Below are 19913 nucleotides of genomic sequence, written 5' to 3' on the forward strand. Positions count from 1 at the left end.
CTTGTCTACTTCCGCTTGGAACGGCCGCCCCGGTGGGTGCCGTTCTCCGTATCGTTCTCGCTGTCGTACTTCTCGTACGCGTCGACGATACGGCCGACCAGCTTGTGCCGTACGACGTCCTGGGACGACAGGCGGGAGAAGTGGACGTCCTCGACGCCGTCCAGGATCTCCTGCACCTGGCGCAGCCCGGACTTGGTCCCGCCCGGCAGGTCGACCTGCGTCACATCACCCGTGATCACGATCTTCGAGTCGAAGCCGAGCCGGGTGAGGAACATCTTCATCTGCTCGGGGCTGGTGTTCTGCGCCTCGTCCAGGATGATGAACGCGTCGTTGAGCGTCCGGCCGCGCATGTACGCCAGCGGGGCGACCTCGATCGTGCCCGCCGCCATCAGGCGGGGGATGGAGTCGGGGTCGAGCATGTCGTGCAGGGCGTCGTAGAGCGGGCGCAGGTAGGGGTCGATCTTCTCGTAGAGGGTGCCCGGGAGGAAGCCGAGGCGTTCGCCGGCCTCGACCGCGGGGCGGGTCAGGATGATGCGGTTGACCTGCTTGGACTGGAGGGCCTGGACCGCCTTGGCCATCGCCAGGTACGTCTTGCCGGTGCCGGCGGGGCCGATGCCGAAGACGACGGTGTGCTTGTCTATCGCGTCGACGTACCGCTTCTGGTTGAGGGTCTTGGGGCGGATGGTGCGGCCGCGCGAGGACAGGATGTTCTGTGTCAGTACCTCGGCCGGGGTCTCCCGGCCGTCACTCGTCCCGTTCTCACTCGCCCGCAGCATGGCGATCGAGCGTTCCACTGCGTCCTCCGTCATCGGCTGCCCGGTGCGGAGCACCAGCATCATCTCGTCGAACAGGCGCTGGATCATGGCGACTTCCCGCGGGTCGCCGACCGCGCTGATCTCATTGCCCCGGACGTGGATGTCGGCCGCCGGGAAAGCCGTCTCGATCACGCGCAGGAGGGAGTCTCCGGATCCCAGCACGGTCACCATGGGGTGCTGGGCGGGAACGGTGAACTGTGCTCTCGCCTTGCCCTGCGCGGGCGTCTGAGCTGTGGGTGTCTGAGTCATAGGCCGGCCCGAGGGCCTCTACGTCCTCCCGGATGCGACTCGCCTGCCACGAGGGCGGCCTGGCGTGTTCCAGGGTACGCCAGGGGGCTGACAACGCCGTAGGGCTTTTCGTGAGGTCAAACGCGCGCGCCTAGGCCGAGCGGCGGAAGCCGATCGTCGGGACCGCCCGGCGCAGCGGCCAGGCGCTGGTCTCCTCGGGCGGGACCCGGCCGTCCAGGAACGCGTACCGGCGCAGGGCCTCGGGGTCCTGGCCCTCGACCGACTGGACCTTGCGCCACCAGGCGGCGATCTCGGACCAGCCGGGCGCGGAGAGGGAGCCGCCGAACTCCTGGACGGAGAGCGCGGCGGTGAGCCCGGCGAAGGCGAGGCGGTCGGCGAGCGGCCAGCCGGCCAGGGTGCCGGTGACGAAACCGGCCACGAAGACGTCCCCCGCGCCGGTGGGGTCCAGGGCCTCGACGGCGATCGCCGGGACCTCGGCGGTCTCGCCGGTGCGGCCGTCCACGGCGTAGGCGCCGTCCGCGCCGAGGGTGACGACCGCGAGCGGTACGTGGTCGGTGAGGGCGTGGGCGGCGGCGCGCGGGTTGTCGGTGCCGGTGTAGCGCATGGCCTCCTGCGCGTTCGGCAGGAACGCCTCGCAGTGCGCGAGGTCGGCGAGTCCGGCCAGGTCCCAGGCGCCGGTGTCGTCCCAGCCGACGTCGGCGAAGACGCGGGTGCCGCGGCTCGCGGCCTGGGCGATCCACGGGTCGGTGCGGCCGGGCGCGAGGGCGGCCACGGCGGCGCGGGCGGGCGGCGGACAGGCCGGGGCGGGCTCCTCGGGGGGCGGTTCGTGGCCGTGCGAGACCATGGTGCGCTCGCCCTCGTAGGCCATGGAGACGGTGACCGGGGAGTGCCAGCCGGGGACCGTGCGGGACGTCGACAGGTCGATGCCCTCGCCCTGTTCGAGCGCGTCCCAGCAGTACTCGCCGTAGTGGTCGTCGCCGAACGCGGCCGCGAGGGAGGTGCGCAGGCCGAGGCGGGCCAGGGCGGTGGCCATGTTGGCGACCCCGCCGGGGCTGGACCCCATGCCGCGCGCCCAGGACTCGGTGCCGCGCACCGGGGCGGAGTCGAGGCCGGTGAAGACGATGTCGAGGAAGACGGTGCCGGTGAGGTAGACGTCCCACGGCGGGTCCTCGGGGGTGCGCAATCCGGCCAGGGGGTCGACCCCGGCGGCGCGGCGGATCCGGCGGTGAGGTCCCTCACCGGTGGGCGGTTCCCCTCCGGCGGACGCGATGGGCGCGGTGGACGCGGTCACGAGGCGCTCCCTGACATGGTGCGGTTCTGGCCAGTGTGCACCACGCCACCGACAACGGGCCGTGCGTCCCGTGCGAACCACCCGTGTGCCGGAAGGGAGAGAGAAGGGAGGGAGAGCAGGCCGCGCGGCTACCAGCGCGGGACCGCCGGGGTGACCCAGTCCGGGTCGGCGACGCGCATCGCCGCCGTGTCGTCGCGGTCGCGCAGGGTGCCGTCGTCGTCGAGCCAGCGCCGGTGCAGCCGGTCCAGTCGCTCCCGGTCCAGCTCGACGCCGAGGCCGGGGGCGTCGGAGACGGTCACCCGGCCGCCCTCGAAGGCGATCCGCTCGGTCAGCACGTCCTCCGACTGCCAGGGGTAGTGGGAGTCGCAGGCGTGGTGCAGGCCGGGGACGGTGGCGGCGACGTGGGTCATCGCGGCGAGGCTGATGCCGAGGTGGGTGTTGGAGTGCATGGACACGTCGACGCCGAACGTGGCGCAGACGGCGGCCAGTTGCCGGGTGTTGCGCAGTCCGCCCCAGTAGTGGTGGTCGGAGAGGACGACCTGTACGGCGCCCCGGGTGAAGGCTTCCGGGATCTCGGCGAACGTCGTCACGCACATGTTGGTGGCGAGCGGTACGTCGGTCCCGGCGGCGACCTCGGCCATGGCGGGCGTGCCGAGCGCGGGGTCCTCCAAGTATTCGAGGACGTCCCCGAGTTCCTTGGCGACGACGAGTGAAGTCGCCACGCTCCAGGCGCCGTTGGGATCCAGCCGCAGCGGATGTCCGGGGAAGGCGGCGGCGAGGGCGCGGACGGCGGCGATCTCCTGCTCGGGCGGGAACACACCGCCCTTGAGCTTGAAGGAGGTGAAGCCGTGGCGCTCGGTGAAGCGGCGGGCCTGGGCGACGATCCCGGCCGGGTCGAGGGCGGCGCCCCAGTCGTCCGGCTCGCTCGGCACGCCGTCGGGGTGGGCGGCCCACTTGTAGAACAGGTACGCGCTGTACTCGACGCTGTCGCGCACCTTGCCGCCGAGCAGCGCGTGCACGGGCAGTCCGAGCGCCTTGCCGAGGGCGTCGAGGCAGGCGACCTCGAAGGCGGAGACGACGGACAGCCGCAGCTTGTCGGCGGTCTGGACGCCGCGCAGTCCGCCCACGTCGACCTGCCCGGAGATCCGGGAGCGGTCGACGGCGAGGTCGTCGGCGAGGGTGAACAGCCCGTTCAGGTCGCTGACTTGACGGCCCTTCAGGCGCTCGGCGAACGGCCGCGCCAGTTCGAGGTACTTGGTGTCGCCGTAGGTCTCGCCGACGCCCGTGGTGCCGTCGGCGGTGACCACCTCGACGATCAGCCGCGGGGTGTACGGCTGGTGCACGCCCTGGGTGTTGAGCAGCGGCGGGTCGGCGACCAGGATCGGGGTCAGCCGGACCTCGGCGACGGTCAGGTGCGCGGCAGTCGGGTGCGCGGCGGTCACAGGGCGGCTCCTACGAGGTCGAGTCCGGCGGTGAGCAGGGTCCTCAGCTCGGCGAGGTCGGCGGCCGCGGGGTCGGTGAGCGGGGCGCGGACCGGGCCGACGGGGGCGCCGCGCAGCCGGGCGGCGGCCTTCACCAGGGACACCGAGTACCCCGGCATCCGGTCGCGCAGCTCCACGAAGGGGACGTAGAAGTCGCGCAGGAGCTTGTCGGTCGTGCCCCGGTCGTCCGCGGTCAGGGCGGTGAAGAAGGCGTCGGCGATCTCGGGGGCGAAGGCGTGCACGGCCGAGGAGTAGGCGGGGACGCCGACGGCGGCGTAGGCGCGGGCCTGGATCTCGGCGGTGGCGGCGCCGTTGAAGAAGAGGAAGCCCTCGGGGGCGGCGAGGGTGAGGCGCTGGAGGCGGTCGAGGTCGCTGTGGCCGTCCTTGAGGCCGATCACACCGGGCAGGGCGGCGACGCGCCGCAGCGAGTCGGGGGTGAAGGCGACCTGGCCGCGCTGGTAGGCGACGAGCGGCAGCCGGGTGCCGGACGCGATCCGCTCCAGTTGGGCGACGAGGCCGTCCTGCGGGGCGGCGACGAGGTAGTGCGGCAGGACGAGCAGGGCGTCGGCGCCCTCCTCCTCGGCGATCCGGGCGAAGCGCAGGGCCTGGGCCCAGCCGTAGCCGGTGCCGGCGACGACGGGGACGCGGCCGGCGGTCTCCTCGACGGCGATCCGTACGACCCGGCGGTACTCGTCCTCGTCGAGGGAGAAGAACTCGCCGGTGCCGCAGGCGGGGAAGACGGCGCCGGGTGCGGCGGCGAGCCGTGCGGCGAGGTGGGCGCGGAAGCCGTCGGGGTCGAGCGAGCCGTCCGCGCGGAAGCTGGTGAGCGGGAAGGACAGGACGCCTCGCGCCATGCCCTCCCGCAGCCGCCGGACCGTGTCGGTGTCGAGGCCCACGCTGTCTCCCCCTCCGGACGTCATGTCATCCATGTATGAGAATGAAGGTTAGATACATGAACACGGGTCGTCAAGGACGGGCCAACGGCGAGACCCCCCACGCGGGAGCCGCGCGGGGGGTCTCGTGGAGTGGAGCCGAGGCCGGGGCCGGACGTCCTACCGGGTGAGCGCCCGGCGGCGGACGTACCAGCCGCCCGCCGTGAGCAGGAGCGCCAGGCCCGCGACCGTGCCGACGGCGGCACCGGTGGAGGCGAGGCTGCCGGAGGAGCCGGTGGTCGTCGTGCCCCCGGTGCCTCCCGTGCCGGTCACGCCGCCCGTGCTTCCCGAGCCGCCGGTGGAACCGGTCGAGCCGCCGTTCGTACCGCCGTCCGTTCCGCCCGTCGAACCGCCGCCCGTCGAGCCGCCCGTCGTGCCGCCGTCGTCCGTGTCCACCGGGGGCTGGCCCACGAAGCCGACCGGGACCTTCACGTCCTGGGAGCGGTCGCCGGACAGGGTGTGGTCGGCACGGGTGGCCAGGACGCAGGTCTGCTTGAAGCAGTCGGTGAACTCGTCCTTGGCGTCCACGGTCAGCTCGACCGAGAAGCTGCCGCCCGCGCCGTACGGGGTCGCCAACTCCTCGCCGTAGTCGGGCGGGTTGGAGGAGATCCACGCCGAACTGTGCGAGGAACCGGTCATGTCGACGCCACCGACACAGGGAGTGGGCAGTTGACCGGCGCCGTTGTCGACGCACAGGGCGACGTAGATGCCCTTCTTCTCGTCGTAGCCGGACCCGGTGATCTTCAGGACCTGGTCCTCGGTGGCGAGGTTGTTGACCGGGGTGACGGTGAGCTTCTGGCCCTGGGAACCGGTGACGGTCCTGGTGCCGGACGGCGCCTTGTCGCCGTCGCCGTCACCGCCCCCGTTCCCGCCGCCGTTGCCGTTCCCGGCCTCCTTCACCGTGAGCGTGAACTCCGCCGTGCGGGTCGTGCCCGAGGTGTTGGTGAAGGCCACCCGGTAGCGGTAACCGTCGTGCGCGGCGCGCGCGGTGAAGGAGTACGTGTTGCCCGTGGCGCCCGCGACGGTGGTCCAGGTCTGGCCGCCGTCGGGGCTGACCTCCCACCTCAGGGTCGGTGTCGGGGTGCCCTCGGCCGCCGCGACGAACGTGACCTCGTCACCGGCGAACACCGTGCGGTCGGTGGGGGTCTGGGTGACCTTCGGGGAGACCCGCCGCTCGTAGGCGAGGACCTTGCTCTCGGCGCCGTCCGTCAGATAGACCGTGCCGCCGCCCGGGACGACCGCGAGGCCGGCGTAGGCGTTGACGCGGTTGCCGGGCAGCACGGCCGGGGTGGCCACCGACCGGAACGTGCCGCTGTCGTACACCTCCAGCAGACCCTTCTGGTCCGCACCGTCCTCCTCGTTGCCGTAGTCCTCGCGCAGCACGAACGCCTGGTGCGTGCCGGGGTCGAAGGCGATCGCCGTGGGCATGTCGGTGCCCTTCAGCTCCGCCAGCGGCTTGCCGTCCTTGTCGAAGACGAACACCGAATGGCCGGACCCCGCCCAGACGTTGCCGGTCGCCGGGTCGACGGCGGTGACGTACGACTGGCCCTGCGCCAGGTCGAGGGTGGCGGTGAGGTCGAGGGCGGTGTCCCCGGCCGTGCTCACCCGGAACAGCTTGCCGTTCACGGTGTCGGAGACCCACGCCAGACGGCGGGCGGGGTCCACGCCGAGGTGGCCGCCGCTGCTCGGCAGGGTGACCGTGCGCAGGATCCTGCCGGTGGCGTACTCGACCTCGGAGACCACCGCGCCCTGGGCGATCAGCACGCTCCGGTCGGCGGTGCCGGGCCCGGTGCCGGTGATGGTGCCGCCGGCCGGCCAGACGCCGGTCGCGGCGGTGTCGCCGGTCTTCGCGACGCCGATGCCGCGCACCGGGTACTGGAAGACGACACCGTCGCCGGGCAGCGCCTTGACGAGCCGCTGGACGACGCGCTGGGCGAGGGCGCCGGTGGTGCCGGGCGCCTGCGGGACGTAGGAGAGCACCTTGCCGTCGGCGGGGTCGAGGACGTACAGGCCGGACTCGTTGACGGACCCGGTGTCGACCGTGTTGCCCGAACCGACGTACAGGCGACCCGAGTCGGGGTGCAGCAGCAGGGACAGCGGCATCCCGGCGGCCGTGAACTCGGCCGAGCGGACATAGCCGACGGTGCCCGGCGGGACCTCCTCGCCCTGGCCGCCGTCGTCCCCGCCCCCGGGCTCCCGGCCCTCGAAGGCGACGGGGATGCGGACGTCCTGGGAGCGGTCGCCGGTGCCGTTGTGGTCGACGCGGGTGACGATCGAGCAGGCGACCTCGGTGCAGTCCAGGCCGTTGTCCTTCGCCTTGACGTCCAGGGCGACGTCGAAGGTGCCGCCGGGACCCCAGACCTCGGCGACGCCCGCGGGCGCCTCCGCGGAGCCCTCAGGGACGATCCACTTCGAGGCGCCGCTGCCGCCGGTCTGGTCGGCGCCACCGAGGCAGGGCGTGGGGATGCGGTTGTCGCCGTTGTCCTTGCAGAGGGCGACATAGACGCCCTTGGTGACGTCGTACCCCTCGCCGGTGACCCGCAAGGTCTCGCCGGCCGGGTCGAGGTTCGCGGAGGCGGAGACGGTGAGCTTCTGGCCGTGCGCGCCGAGGGCGGTCCTCGGCGTGTCGGCGGCCTGCGCGGCCGGACCCACCGTGACGGCCGTGACCGCGGCGGCCACCAGGGCGGCGGCGCCGAGCAGCGCCGCCGGGCGTCTGTGCTGCATGGGAGTGTTCCTCACTTCTCGCGTGCGCGCGACGCGCCGCCGAACGCCGAGGGGGCCGGACCCCGCCGCGCGAGGTCCGGCCCGGCCGGTGTTCAACAGGCCGTCACTGCAAGGTCGTTGCGCCGACCGTCACTGGAAGGTGATGGGGGCGTGCACGTCGTACTTGCGGTCGTTGGTGTCGAAGTGGTCGGCGCGGGTGACGATCGCGCAGGTCACGTCCTCGCCGCAGACCCGGCCGTCGTCGAGGGTGGCCTTGACGTAGATCTGGGCGCTGAAGGTGCCGCCGCTGCCGAAGGTGGAGCTGTTGGCGAACAGACCGCCGAAGACGTTGTTGACCCAGTGCGAGGCGCCGGTGGAGCCGCTCTCGTCCTGGCCGCCGAGACAGGGGGTCGGCTTGTTGGCGCCCGGCACGCCGTCGACCACGCACAGGCCCACGTAGATGCCCTGGCTGCTGTTGTAACCGGAGCCGGTGACGGTGATGACCTGGCCCGCGGCGGAGGCGGTGTCGGGGGCGGTGAGCGACAGGTTGTAGGTGGTGCCGCCGTCGGTGATCGTGCGGGTCGCGGTGGCCGCGGAGGCGGAACCGGCGAGGCCCAGGGTCAGCGCGGCGGAGGCGGCGACGGCGAGCGCGGCACGGGCGGCGGTGCGGGGGGTGGGGACTCTCATGACGAGACCTTTCCGGTCGGGGGGTCCGAACTTCGCCAGTTCGAACTTAGGTAAGGCAAACCTAAGTACGAATGCGGGTCGTTTGTCAACGGAGTGCAAAAACTCCAACTCGACTACGGTTCAAGGGAGTTCGGGCCAGCGGTGACCGAGAACCGGACCTCGGCCACGGACTGCTCACCGCCGACGGCGGTCAGGACGACGGTGTGTTCGCCCTCGGCGGCGTTGGCGTACACCGGGAAGGCCCGCGCGAACCGGCCCTCCGCGTCCGCCACCGCCTGGTACCGGGTGTCGCCGTCGATCGCGACGAGCACGACGGCCCCGGGCGCGAACCCCGCACCGGTGACGCTCTGTTCGGCACCCGCGGCGAGGACGGGCCGGGCGGCGACGGCGGCGGGTCCGCTCCCTTCGTCCTCGGCTTTGTCCGGCGGCGCGGAAGCGGGCGGCTCCTCGGCCTCGGCGCTCGGCGACGCCTGAGGCACAGGGGATTCCCCCTGCTCCGTCCCCACCGTCACGTCGAACGCGCCGAACGCGTCCCCGGCCGTGAACCCGCCCCCGCCCCAGTCGGACAGCAGCGCCGCGCCCTCCTCGGTGAGCGAGGCCCGCAGTCCGCTCCAGGTGACCCCGGTGGCCCGTACGGCGGGTTTCACCTCCGCGACCTCGGCCAGGGCCAGTTCCCGGGCCCGCCCGTCGACGACCGTACGGGCGTACAGCGCGCCCTCCTCGCCGGTGAGCCGCAGCCGCAGCCCGGCGAGGACGAGCGGCTGCCGCCCCGGCTCACCGAGGCGGGCGACACCGCCCAACGCCACCTCGGCGGCACCGGTCCGCGGATCGGCGGTCCCCCCGAGAGCGGGGAAGGAACCCCCGCCGGACGCGGTCGGCACGGCGGGCGCGGTGACGTCGAGCGAGACGCCCCCGGCGGCCGGGGTCCAGTCCGCACGGCCCCCGGAGACCGGTGCGGACGACTCCTGACCGGCCACCGCGGCCGGGGCACTCAACGCGAACAGCGCGCCGGCCACCAGGGCGACGGCGCCGGGTCTCTTCACCATGTTCAGTTCTCCCTCTGGAAAGTGAGGTTGCGTCGGCGCACGGCAAAGCAGCCGGTCCGCGCCGGTGTCGATGTCGGAGGCGGCCGCCTCAGCTCGTGCGCGAGGCCCCGGCGGATCCGGTCCTGCGGCGGCGTGCCCAGAACCAGGCGCCCGTGCCCGCCGCCACCAGTCCGGCGGCGGTGAGTCCGACGGGCAGCGCGAGGCCGGACCCGGTGCTCGCCATGGAGCCGTCGGCGGTGGTGTCGGCCGAGGAGGTGCCGCCGGTCGTGGTCGCCGGGGCCGTGGTGCTCGCGCCCGGAGTCGCCGAGGCGCCGGACCCGCCCGTACCGGTCCCCGTCGAGGCGCCGCCCGACGCGAAGGTCACCGGGATGCGCACGGTCTGGCTCTGGTCCCCGCCCCGGGTGTGGTCGTTGCGGGTGATGACGGCGCAGGTCACCCCGGACGCGGTGCAGTCGGTGTTGGCGTCCTCGGCGCGCACGGTGAGTTTCACGCTGAAGGTGCCCTTGTGGGCGCTGCCGCCGTAGGGCTTGGCCAGCCCCTTGCCGTAGGAGGGCGGGTTGGAGGAGATCCAGGCGGAGGCGCCCGACTCGCCGGACATGTCGACGCCGCCGACACAGGGCGTGGGTGTCTTCCCGGCGCCGTTGTCCACGCAGAAGGCGACGTAGATGCCCTTCTCCGTGTTGTAGCCGGAGCCGGTCACGGTGACCGACTGGCCGGCGGGGTCGAGGCCGGACGAGGCGGAGACGGTGAGTTTCTGACCCTCGGGGCCGGTCGCCGAACCGCCCGCCGCCACCGCGGGCGCGGCCGCCGGGAGCAGCAGGGCGGACGCCGAGGCGACCGCGAGGAGACAGGCAACTCCGTTACCACGCAGGCCACTTGGCCCCTTCATGGAAAACCCCCACCACGCGACACTAAGGGAAGCCTAACCTAAACTAATATTCCATCGTGAGCCAGCCGAGCGGAAAGGAACGAGCCATGCGCGCATCCCGGGGAGGCCGGCCGCCAGGGCGTGGACCGAGGAGGAGCCTCGCCGTCCTCGGACTGGCGCTCGCCCTGCTGACCGGGGCCTGCGCCGGCGGCTCCACCAAGGGTCCGGGAGGCGCCGAGGCGACCCCGGAGTCCGCGAGCGCCCGGGCCGCCGCCGCCGGGAAACAGCTCGCCGCGAACACCCTCGTCCCGCTCGAAGGCAAGGCGCCCGCACCGGAGTTGCCGGTGACCGTCGACTCCTCCGACGGCCGGAAAGTGACCGTGACCGACGCCTCGCGCATCCTGCCGCTCAACGGCGGAGTCGCGGAGATCGTGTTCACGCTCGGGCTCGGCGACCGGGTCGTGGGCCGGGACATCACCGCCACCTTCGAGGAGGCGAAGAAGCTCCCCCAGGTCACCAAGGCACACGACGTGAGCGCGGAGAACGTGCTGTCGCTGCGGCCGACGGTGGTGCTGGCCGACACGGACACCGGCCCCAAGGAGGCCGTCGACCAGATCCGGGACGCCGGTGTCCCCGTCGTCGTCCTCGACCCGGCGACCAAGCTCGCGGACGTCACCACCCGCACCACCCGGATCGCCGAGGCGCTCGGCGTGCCCGCGGCCGGAAAGGCGCTCAACGCGCGCATGAGCAGCGAACTCGCCGCCGCCCGCGCCGGAGTCCCGGCGGGCAGCAAGCCGAAGGTGGCCTTCCTCTACATGCGCGGCAGCGCGGCCGTCTATCTGATCGGCGGCAAGGGCTCGGGCGCGGACTCGCTGCTGGAGGCGGCGGGCGCGGTCGACGCCGGCACGGACGCGGGCCTGGACCGGCCCTTCACCCCGATCACCACCGAGGCGCTGGCCGCGGCACAGCCGGACGTCATCCTGATGATGACCAAGGGCCTGGAGTCGGTCGGCGGACTCGACGGCCTCCTCAAGGTCCCCGGCATCGCGCAGACCCCGGCGGGCATGAACCGCAGGGTCGTCGACCTGGAGGACGGCGTGCTGCTGAGCTTCGGGCCGCGCACCCCGCTCGTCATCGACATCCTGGTGGACCGCATCCACCAGGGCTGACCTGCGAAAGGCCGCTCAGAAGGTGTAGGCGTCCACCTCGGCGAGATACCGGGCCCGCCGCTCCTCGTCGTCCTCCAGGAAGGAGGCGAGGAAGGAGTTGCGGGCCAGCTCGCGCAACCGGTCCTCGTCCAGCCCGAGGGTGGCGCGGACGGCGTCGAAGGTGTCGCCCGCGTACCCGCCGAAGTAGGCCGGGTCGTCGGAGTTGAGCGTGCACAGCAGCCCGGCGTCGAGCATGGCCGGCAGCGGATGGTCGGCGAGGGTGTCGACGGTGCGCAGCCGGACGTTGGACAGCGGGCACAGCGTCAGCGGGATCCGCTCCCGCACCAGCCGCTCGACCAGCGCCGGGTCCTCCACGCACCGCAGTCCGTGGTCGACGCGCTCGACGCCGAGGACGTCCAGGGCCTCGGTGATGTACGCGGGCGGCCCCTCCTCCCCCGCGTGCGCCACGCGCCGCAGACCGAGCGCGGCGGCCGCCTCGTAGACCTCGCGGAACTTCGCCGGGGGATGCCCGACCTCGGCGGAGTCCAGTCCGACCCCGGTGATCCGGTCGAGGTAGGGCTCGGCCGCCGCCAGGGTCTCCAGGGCCGACTCGGCGGACTCGTCGCGCAGGAAGCACAGGATCAGCCGGGTCGAGACGCCGTGGGAGGTCTCGCTGCGGCCCAGCGCCCGCCACAGCCCCTCCACCACCGTGCCCATGCCGATCCCCCGGGCGAGGTGGGCCTGCGGGTCGAAGAAGATCTCCGCGTGCCGGACGCCCTGCGCCGCCGCGCGGGCCAGATAGGCGTCCGCGAGGTCCTCGAAGTCCTGTTCGGTGCGCAGCACCGCCATCAGCTCGTAGTACAGGTTCAGGAAGGACTGGAGGTCCTCGAACCGGTACGCCTCGCGGAGCGCCTCGGTGTCGGCGTAGGGCAGTTCCACCCCGTTGCGGGCGGCCAGCTCGAAAGCCAGCTCCGGCTCCAGGGTTCCTTCGATATGCAGGTGCAGTTCGGCTTTGGGGAGGGGCATCAAAGAATCGTACGCCCGTTTTACCGTCGTTTCGGCAGCGGCACCCGGAGCAGATCATGGGCCACGGTCAGCTCGCCCTCGAAGCCCGCGGCCCGTGCCTGCCGCTCGAACTCCTCGGGGTCGGTGTAGCGCTGGCTGAAGTGGGTGAGGACGAGGTGCCGCACCCCGGCGTCCCGGGCGACGCGCGCCGCCTGTCCGGCCGTCAGATGTCCGTGGTCGACGGCGAGCCGCTCGTCCTCGTCGAGGAAGGTCGACTCGATGACGAGCAGGTCGGCGCCCTCGGCCAGCGCGTGCACGCCGTCGCACAGCCGGGTGTCCATGACGAACGCGAACCGCTGTCCGCGCCGCGTCTCGCTGACGTCGTCCAGCGAGACGCCGTCGAGGACGCCTTCGCGCTGGATACGGCCGACGTCGGCGCCCCGGATGCCGTGCGCGGCGAGCCGCTCGGGCAGCATGCGCCGCCCGTCGGGCTCGACGACCCGGTAGCCGTAGGACTCGACGGGGTGCGAGAGCAGACGGGCTTCGAGGGTGTAAGACGCCGTGGTGGCGAGGGTGCCGTCCGCGTCGACCGGGGCCTCGGTGACGCCGACGGTCTCGCGGTAGGCGGTGGAGTACCGCAGCCGCTCGAAGAACCGCTGCCCCGAGCGCGGGTAGTGGGCGGTGACCGGGTGCGGCACCTGGTCGAGGTTGATCCGCTGGATCACCCCGGCCAGGCCGAGGGAGTGGTCGCCGTGGAAGTGCGTCACACAGATCCGGTGCAGATCGTGCGCGGCGACCCCGGCCCGCAGCATCTGGCGCTGGGTGCCCTCGCCCGGGTCGAAGAGGAGGCCCTCGCCGTCCCAGCGCAGCAGATAGCCGTTGTGGTTGCGGTGCCGGGTCGGGACCTGGCTGGCGGTGCCGAGGACCACCAGTTCGCGTACGGACACGTCACCTCACCCGGGGGGCCACTGGAGGCCGCGGCCGCCGAGGACGTGCGCATGGGCGTGCCAGACGGTCTGGCCGGCGCCACTGCCGGTGTTGAAGACGGTCCGGTAGCTCTCCAGCTTCTCCTCGTCGGCGACGGCCTGGGCCTCGCGCAGCACGTCCGCGGCGAGCGCGGGTTCGGCGGCGGCGAGGGCGGCGGCGTTCTCGTAGTGCGCCTTGGGGATCACCAGGACATGGGTGGGCGCCTGGGGGTTGATGTCCCGGAACGCCACGGTCGTCTCGGTCTCCCGCACGATCGTCGCCGGGACATGCCCCCCGACGATCTTGCAGAACAGACAGTCGTCCTGCGGCTCGCCTGCCATACGGCCTCCTCCACAGCGGTGATCTCTTTCGGGCATCGTAGCGAGCCGGTCACGGAGCGGTGGGCGGGGTCTTCGCCGGTGTCGACTCCAGGGCGGCCAGTGCCAGTGAGATCGCCTCGTCGAGCTGGACGTCCCGGCCCGCCGCGTGGTCCTGGGGGCGGCAGACCACCTCGACGTCGGGGTCGACGCCGTGGTTCTCCACGCCCCAGCCGTAACCCTCCAGCCAGATCGCGTACTTGGGCTGGGTGACGAGCGTGCCGTCGACCAGCCGGTAGCGGCTGTCGATGCCGATGGTCCCGCCCCAGGTGCGGGTGCCGACCACCGGTCCGATGCCGAGCGCCTTGATCGCCGCGTTCACGATGTCCCCGTCGGAGCCGGAGAACTCGTTGGCGACGGCGACGACCGGCCCCCGGGGCGCGTCCTCCGGATAGCTGGACGGCCGCACGCCGCGCGGCACGTCCCAGCCGACGATCCGCCGGGCCAGCTTCTCCACCACCAACTGCGAGGTGTGCCCGCCCCGGTTCTCCCGCACGTCGACCACGAGCCCTTCGCGGGCCACCTCGATCCGCAGGTCCCGGTGGATCTGGGCCCAGCCGGGCGCCTGCATGTCGGGCACGTGCAGATAGCCGAGCCGGCCGCCGGACGCCTGGTGGACGTACGCCCGCCGGTCGGCGACCCACGCGTGGTAGCGCAGCGCCTCCTCGTCGGCGATCGGGACGACGACCGTGTGCCGGGGCTCGCCGCCGCCGGACGGCGAGACGGTCAGCTCCACCGGCTTGCCCGCCGTACCGACGAGCAGCGGTCCGGGGCCGGTGACCGGGTCCACCGGATGCCCGGCGACGGCGGTGATCGCGTCCCCGGCGCGCACCGCGACGCCGGGGGCGGCGAGCGGGGAGCGGGCGTCGGGGTCGGAGGTCTCCGAGGGCAGGATCCGGTCGATGCGCCAACCGCCGTCCTCGTGACGGGAGATGTCGGCGCCGAGCAGCCCCTGTCCGGCGCCGCCGCCGTGGCCGCCGCGCGGGATGACGTAGGCGTGCGAGGTGCCCAGTTCGCCGTGCACCTCCCACAGGAGGTCCACGAGGTCGTCATGGGTGGCGACCTTGTCCAGGAGCGGACGGTAGCGGTCGAGGACGGCGTCCCAGTCCACGCCGCCGAGGTCGGCCCGCCAGTAGTTGTCCCGCATGATGCGGCCGTTCTCGTCGTACATCTGCCGCCACTCGGCGGCCGGGTCGACGCTCTGCCGGATCCGGGTGAGGTCGACGGTGATGTTGCCGTCGCTGTCCTCGTCGCCGGAGGCGCGCCGGTCGCTGGGGACGACCTTCAGCTTGCCGTCGGCCCACAGCAGCAGCCGCTTGCCGTCGCCGCTGACCTCGAAGCCGTCGGCGTCGGCGGCCAGATGGTCCAGGCGCTGCTGGGCGAGGTCGAAGCGCTCCAGCTCGGTGTTGGGGTCGGGGTCGTCGGGGGTGGCGCGGGAGGCGCCGAGCACCCCGCGCACCGGGTGCCGCAGCCACAGCACGCCGTCCTTGGCGGCGGCGAGGGAGGAGTAGCGGCCGGCCTCGACGGGGAAGGGCACGATCCGGTCGGCGAGGCCGTCGAGGTCGATCCGGGTGGCCGGGGTGCCCTCGCTGTCGGGTGTCTCGTCCTTGTCGGGCGCCTCGAAGGGGCGGCCGTGCCGCTGCGGGCCGAACGGCGAGGGCGTGGTGGCGGCCAGGGTGATCAGATGCGGGCGGGCGCCCTCGATGAAGGAGAGGTCGAAGGCGTGCTCGTCGTAGACCGGGTCGAAGGCGCGGGTGGACAGGAACGCCAGATGCCTGCCGTCGAGGGTGAAGGCGGGCGCGTAGTCGCGGAAGCGCAGCGGGGTGGCCTCGGTGACCGACAGATCGGTGACGTTGGCCAGTTTGAGCTGGGCGAGCGGGCGCGGCCCGGGGTGCGACCAGGCGAGCCAGGCCGAGTCGGGCGAGAACACCAGGTCGGCGACCTCGCCGTCGGGGCTGCGGTCGACCTCGCGGACCTCGCCGCTCTCGCGTTCCACGAGCAGCAGCCGGCCGTCGTGGGCGGCGACGGCGGCCCGGCTGCCGTCGGGTGCCATGGCCAGCTCCAGGACCCGGCCGAGCCGGCCGGCGGCGAGGCGGCGCGGGCTCGCGCCCGGGGCCGCCCCGGTGGCCGGGGCGAACTCCAGGGCGTCCTCGCCCTCGGCGTCCGTCACCCACACCACCCACTCCTCGCCCTCCGTGCGGAAGGTGCGCGGCAGCCGGGCGCGCACGCCGGGCTCGGCGGCGAGGGCGCGGGCGGGCCCGGAGCGGTGGGTGATCCAGTGGACGGCGCCGCGCACCTCGACGGCGCTGCCGCGGGCGGTGTGGTCCGGGGCGGCCCCGCCCAGCCAGCGGGCGGGGGCGACCGGGCGGGGCCTGCGGTCGGTGCGCTGGCCGCCGAGCCGGACGTCGAGCCGACGGGGCTCGGCGCCGTCGAGGTCGTCCAGGATCCACAGCTCGCCCGCGCGGGCGTACGCGATCCGGGTGCCGTCGCCGGCGGCCTGGCGGGCGTAGAACTCGTCGAGCGGGGTGTGGCGGCGCAGGTCGGAGCCGTCGGCGAGGGAGGAGTAGAGGGCGCCGGTGCCCTCGTGGTCGGAGAGGAAGGCGATCCGTTCGCCCACCCACACGGGGTACTCGATGTTCCCGTCGAGGCCGTCGTGGAGCCGGGTGAACTGTCCGTCGCCCTCGCGGTCGATCCACAGCTTGCCGGCGGTGCCGCCGCGGTAGCGCTTCCAGTGGGCGGCCTCGCGGCTCATCGTCGCGGACAGCAGCACGGTGTGCGGGCCGTGGGCGACGGCGCCGACCGGGCCGTACGGCAGGGTGGTGGCCGGTCCGCCGTCGAGCGGGACGGCGCGGGCCCAGGTGTGGCGCAGGCTCGGCCGGTCGTGGGCGCTCAGGGCGAGGACCTCGCCGTCGGGGGTCCAGCCGCGCACCCGGGTGCCGGCGGCGCCCGAGTGGGTGAGCCGGGTGGAGGGTCCGCCGTCGACCGGGGCGATGTAGACCTCGGCGGCGCCGTCGCGGGTGGAGGTCCAGGCGACGGTGGTGCCGTCGGGGGAGATCCGGGGATGGGAGACCGGCACGTTGTCGGCGCTGACCCGCCAGGCGCGTCCCCCGTCGAGGGGCGCCAGCCACACGTCGTCCTCGGCGGCGAAGGCCACCAACTCGCCGTGCGGATGCGGGAATCTGAGGTATGAGGCGGGCGTCGCGGACTGGGTCACCCGATCACTTTAGGCACCGAAGGGACCGCAGGTCAGGGGTTTTGATCAGTTCTCTTTCACTCGTTTTGCGCCGCTCACTTCCCCTCCTGCGCCGCTCACTTCCCTTCGACCGGCCCGCACCCCGCCGTGCCGGACCGGCACCACACCGTCTCGGTGACGGTCACGGTGACGGTGGGCCGCGCCCCGGATCCGCCGCTGCCGCCGGAGCCGCCGGTGTCGGGCGGGTCGACCGGCGAGGGTGTCGCGGACGCGCAGTCGCCGAGCCCGGAGACCCGGAAGATCTGCTTCTTGCCGACGTCCGCCCGCAGATCGCCGCGCACACAGGCGCCGTTGACGGCCCGGGTGACCTTGCCGGTGACGGTGATGTCCCGCCCGTCGCCGGTCTCGCCGGTGCAGTCGACGGCCGCGATCCGTTCGGTCCCGGCGTCCCCGTCGTACTTGCCGGTGCAGGTCAGCCAGCGCACGTCCACGTCCCGCCGCTCGATCTCGGCGGTCGCGGCCTCGTCGGTGGTGTACGCCACCGACATGGTGCTCAGCCCGCCGGGCTCGCACGCCGTCAGACCGCCCACGGCCAGGGCCGCGAGCGCGCACACCCCGGCCAGACGCGGCCGGATCCACGGTGATGACCCCATGCGGGGCAGCCTGCCACCGTCCCGCCGGTCGCGGTAGGGCGCATACGGCCACTCCCGGCACGCACACCTGTCCCGCCCCTCACCCCACCGACGGCCCCGGGGAGCGCCCGAAATTGCCGCGCCACAGGGCTGTTCGGCGGCCTAGCCTGACCGGCATGCGTGACAGCCGCCGTATCCGCACCCTCGTCGTGGACGAGCACACCCGTTATCTGTGGAGGGTCCGTCACCGGCACGGCGACCGGGAGCGGCCCTGCGCGGAGGTGCTCGGTCTGAACCGCGACGGGGTGCACACCCGGATCGTCTTCCTCGCCGGTCCCGGCCGGTACGCCGGTGACGGCGGGTACACGCACTCCGGCGGCGTGGGCGACCGCGACCACCACCTCAATCTCCATGAACCCGGCGTCGTCCGCGCCCTGGTGGACGAGGCCGGACGGCGGGGCCTGCTGGCGTCCGGCGGTGAGGTGGACGGCTGGGAGCTGATCGCGGCCGTGGCCGAGGCGTCGGCAGGAGAGTGAAGTCGCCTGCCCACGCCCGGAGTTGTGGGCTCGGGCGTCAGGACCAGCGGCCCGTGCGGCCCAGCAGGAGGGCGGTGGCGGCGGTGCCCGCGGTGGAGGTGCGCAGGACACTGCGGCCCAGCCGGTGGGCCCGTGCGCCCGCCGCCTCGAAGAGCGCCAACTCCTCGGGCGAGACGCCCCCTTCGGGTCCGACAACGAGCACGATCTCGCCCTCGGCGGGGAGTTCGGCGGTGGCCAGGGGCGCGCTGGCGTAGTCGCGGTCCTCGTGCAGGACGGCGGCGAAGTCGGCCCGCGCCAGCAGGTCCGCGACCTGGCGGCTGTTCGCGGCGTCGGCGACCTCGGGGAACCGCACCCGGCGGGACTGCTTGCCCGCCTCGCGGGCGGTGGCCCGCCACTTGGCGAGGGCCTTCAGCCCGCGTTCACCCTTCCACTGGGTGATGCAACGGGCGGCGGCCCACGGCACGATCGCGTCGACGCCGGTCTCGGTCATCGTCTCGACGGCCAACTCGCCCCGGTCGCCCTTGGGCAGGGCCTGCACGACGGTGATCCGGGGCGTCTCGACGGGCTCCTCGACGACGCCCTCCAGGGCCACCACGAGACGGTCCTTGCCCTCGGCGGCGAGCACCTCGCCCGGCGCCCAGCGCCCGGCCCCGTCGGTGAGGACGACCGCCTCGCCCGCCCGCAGCCGCTTCACCGACACGGCGTGCCGCCCCTCGGCGCCGTCGAGCACGAACTCGACGCCTCCAGAGGGGAGTTCGTCAACGACGAAGACCGGCGCGGTCATCGGCCCTCACCTCCGTCGAGGCGGCCGGACAACGCTGTCCCGGCGTCCGAGAGTTCGGCCAGCAGGACCTCCACCAGCTCCGCGGCCGGCAGCTCCCGGGCCAGCCGGTGGCCCTGTCCCGCCCACAGCGCCATGCCCTGCGGATCGCCCGCCTTGGCGGCGGCCTTGCGCAGCGGCGCGGTGAGGTGGTGCACCTCGGGGTAGGCGGCGGGGGCGTAGGGGCCGTGCTCGCGCAGGAAGCGGTTGACCAGCCCGCGGGCCGGACGGCCCGAGAAGGCCCGGGTCAGCTCGGTGCGCACGTACAGCGGGTCGGTGAGGGCCTGCTTGTGGACCGCGTGCGCCCCCGACTCGGGGGTGGCGAGGAAGGCGGTGCCCAGTTGGGCCGCGCTCGCGCCCGCCGCGAGGACCGCGGCGATCTGGCTGCCGCGCATCAGCCCTCCGGCGGCGACCAGCGGCAGGCTCACGGCCTCGCGGACCTGGGCGATCAGGGCGAGCAGACCGATGCCGGAGCCGTCGTTCTCCTGGATGTCCCGGTGGGTGCCCTGGTGGCCGCCGGCCTCCAGGCCCTGCACGATGACCGCGTCCGCGCCCGCCCGCTCCACGGCGAGGGCCTCCTCGGCGGTGGTGGCGGTGACCAGGGTGAGCGTCCCGGCCCGGCGCAGCGAGGCGAGCGCCTCCGCGCTGGGCACGCCGAAGTGGAAGGACGCCACCGGCACCGGGTCGTCGAGGAGCACCGCGAGCTTGGCGTCGTAGCCGTCGTCCCGGCCGCTGTCCGGGTCGCCGAGTTCGGTCTCGTACCAGGCGGCCTCGCCGGCGAGCTGATGGGCGTAGACCTCGACCGCGCCGGTCTCCGCGTGTTCCGGCTGCGGCATGAACAGGTTCACGCCGAAGGGGCGGCCGGTGAGCCCCCGGATCTGCTTGATCTCCTGGTACATGCCGTCGGCCGTCTTGTACCCGGCGGCGAGGAACCCGAGCCCGCCGGCCTCGGACACGGCGGCGGCGAGCTGCGGGACGGAGACACCGCCCGCCATGGGGGCCTGCACGATCGGATACGGGAAGAGATCGGTCAGTGCGGAGGACATGACGGCATGTTGTCACGTCCTCCGAACAAGTCCGAATCGGGCCTTCCCGGCGGTCGGCGCCGCCCCATGACGGCGCTTTCCGGGCCGTCGGACGCCGTGGAAGGCGTCCTTCGGCCCG

17 protein-coding genes are annotated in these 19913 nt (G+C 73.5%); 2 read left to right on the forward strand and 15 right to left on the reverse strand.

Annotated elements, in window-relative coordinates; translation table 11 throughout:
• Window positions 1-5: 5 nt before the first annotated feature.
• From AFM16_RS13390 to AFM16_RS13425, 8 genes are all read right to left on the reverse strand, one after another.
• Window positions 6-1064: a PhoH family protein gene (locus AFM16_RS13390; protein WP_078633443.1), complete on the reverse strand. Its 1059-nt coding sequence runs from the start codon at window positions 1062-1064 to the stop codon at window positions 6-8.
• A 130-nt stretch (window positions 1065-1194) separates the two neighbouring features.
• Entirely contained in the window at window positions 1195-2355 is a 1161-nt protein-coding gene (locus AFM16_RS13395) for a carbohydrate kinase family protein (protein ID WP_030779242.1), read from the reverse strand.
• A gap of 128 nt (window positions 2356-2483) precedes the next feature.
• Window positions 2484-3767, reverse strand: coding sequence for a glucarate dehydratase family protein (locus AFM16_RS13400; protein WP_179123372.1), 1284 nt, complete (start codon window positions 3765-3767; stop codon window positions 2484-2486).
• A 26-nt stretch (window positions 3768-3793) separates the two neighbouring features.
• A complete protein-coding gene (locus AFM16_RS13405) occupies window positions 3794-4765 on the reverse strand; it encodes a 5-dehydro-4-deoxyglucarate dehydratase (RefSeq protein WP_078633445.1) in 972 nt (323 codons plus the stop codon).
• 123 nt (window positions 4766-4888) lie between these two features.
• Window positions 4889-7492: an immunoglobulin I-set domain protein gene (locus tag AFM16_RS13410; RefSeq protein ID WP_078633446.1), complete on the reverse strand. Its 2604-nt coding sequence runs from the start codon at window positions 7490-7492 to the stop codon at window positions 4889-4891.
• 129 nt (window positions 7493-7621) lie between these two features.
• Window positions 7622-8158: a hypothetical protein gene (locus AFM16_RS13415; RefSeq protein WP_030779254.1), complete on the reverse strand. Its 537-nt coding sequence runs from the start codon at window positions 8156-8158 to the stop codon at window positions 7622-7624.
• Window positions 8159-8271: 113 nt separating this feature from the next.
• Window positions 8272-9204 carry an HtaA domain-containing protein gene (locus AFM16_RS13420; protein WP_078633447.1) on the reverse strand — a complete coding sequence of 311 codons (933 nt, stop codon included), beginning with the start codon at window positions 9202-9204 and terminating at the stop codon, window positions 8272-8274.
• A gap of 88 nt (window positions 9205-9292) precedes the next feature.
• Complete coding sequence (locus AFM16_RS13425; protein ID WP_078633448.1) at window positions 9293-10093, reverse strand: hypothetical protein; 801 nt, start codon at window positions 10091-10093, stop codon at window positions 9293-9295.
• An 86-nt stretch (window positions 10094-10179) separates the two neighbouring features.
• On the opposite strand from AFM16_RS13425, the gene AFM16_RS13430 reads away from it, so the two are divergent.
• Window positions 10180-11241 (forward strand): heme/hemin ABC transporter substrate-binding protein, encoded by a 1062-nt coding sequence (locus tag AFM16_RS13430; RefSeq protein ID WP_030779263.1) that lies wholly within the window; start codon window positions 10180-10182, stop codon window positions 11239-11241.
• A 15-nt stretch (window positions 11242-11256) separates the two neighbouring features.
• Here AFM16_RS13430 and AFM16_RS13435 read toward each other — a convergent pair whose 3' ends face one another.
• The 5 genes from AFM16_RS13435 to AFM16_RS13455 all read right to left on the reverse strand — a co-directional run bounded on the left by AFM16_RS13435 (window position 11257) and on the right by AFM16_RS13455 (window position 17414).
• Entirely contained in the window at window positions 11257-12246 is a 990-nt protein-coding gene (locus AFM16_RS13435; protein WP_078633449.1) for an adenosine deaminase, read from the reverse strand.
• A 20-nt stretch (window positions 12247-12266) separates the two neighbouring features.
• Window positions 12267-13172, reverse strand: coding sequence for a ribonuclease Z (locus AFM16_RS13440; protein WP_078633450.1), 906 nt, complete (start codon window positions 13170-13172; stop codon window positions 12267-12269).
• Window positions 13173-13178: 6 nt separating this feature from the next.
• A complete protein-coding gene (locus AFM16_RS13445; protein WP_030779272.1) occupies window positions 13179-13532 on the reverse strand; it encodes a histidine triad nucleotide-binding protein in 354 nt (117 codons plus the stop codon).
• Window positions 13533-13581: 49 nt separating this feature from the next.
• Complete coding sequence (locus AFM16_RS13450) at window positions 13582-16782, reverse strand: S41 family peptidase (RefSeq protein WP_078633451.1); 3201 nt, start codon at window positions 16780-16782, stop codon at window positions 13582-13584.
• A gap of 95 nt (window positions 16783-16877) precedes the next feature.
• On the reverse strand, window positions 16878-17414 hold the full coding sequence (locus AFM16_RS13455; RefSeq protein ID WP_051780018.1) for a hypothetical protein: 537 nt from the start codon (window positions 17412-17414) through the stop codon (window positions 16878-16880).
• A gap of 155 nt (window positions 17415-17569) precedes the next feature.
• On the opposite strand from AFM16_RS13455, the gene AFM16_RS13460 reads away from it, so the two are divergent.
• Complete coding sequence (locus AFM16_RS13460; RefSeq protein WP_078633452.1) at window positions 17570-17929, forward strand: hypothetical protein; 360 nt, start codon at window positions 17570-17572, stop codon at window positions 17927-17929.
• Window positions 17930-17966: 37 nt separating this feature from the next.
• On the opposite strand, the gene AFM16_RS13465 is transcribed toward AFM16_RS13460, so the two are convergent.
• Together AFM16_RS13465 and AFM16_RS13470 are read right to left on the reverse strand one after the other, a co-directional pair.
• The gene (locus AFM16_RS13465; protein ID WP_078633453.1) at window positions 17967-18713 is read right to left on the reverse strand and encodes a 16S rRNA (uracil(1498)-N(3))-methyltransferase; all 747 of its coding nucleotides are present in this window, start codon (window positions 18711-18713) and stop codon (window positions 17967-17969) included.
• A complete protein-coding gene (locus AFM16_RS13470) occupies window positions 18710-19795 on the reverse strand; it encodes a nitronate monooxygenase (RefSeq protein WP_030779286.1) in 1086 nt (361 codons plus the stop codon). The genes AFM16_RS13465 and AFM16_RS13470 overlap by 4 nt, the downstream gene beginning before the upstream one ends.
• Window positions 19796-19913 lie beyond the last annotated feature (118 nt).

This window comes from Streptomyces antibioticus, from assembly GCF_002019855.1.
Taxonomy (GTDB): Bacteria; Actinomycetota; Actinomycetes; order Streptomycetales; family Streptomycetaceae; genus Streptomyces; species Streptomyces antibioticus_B.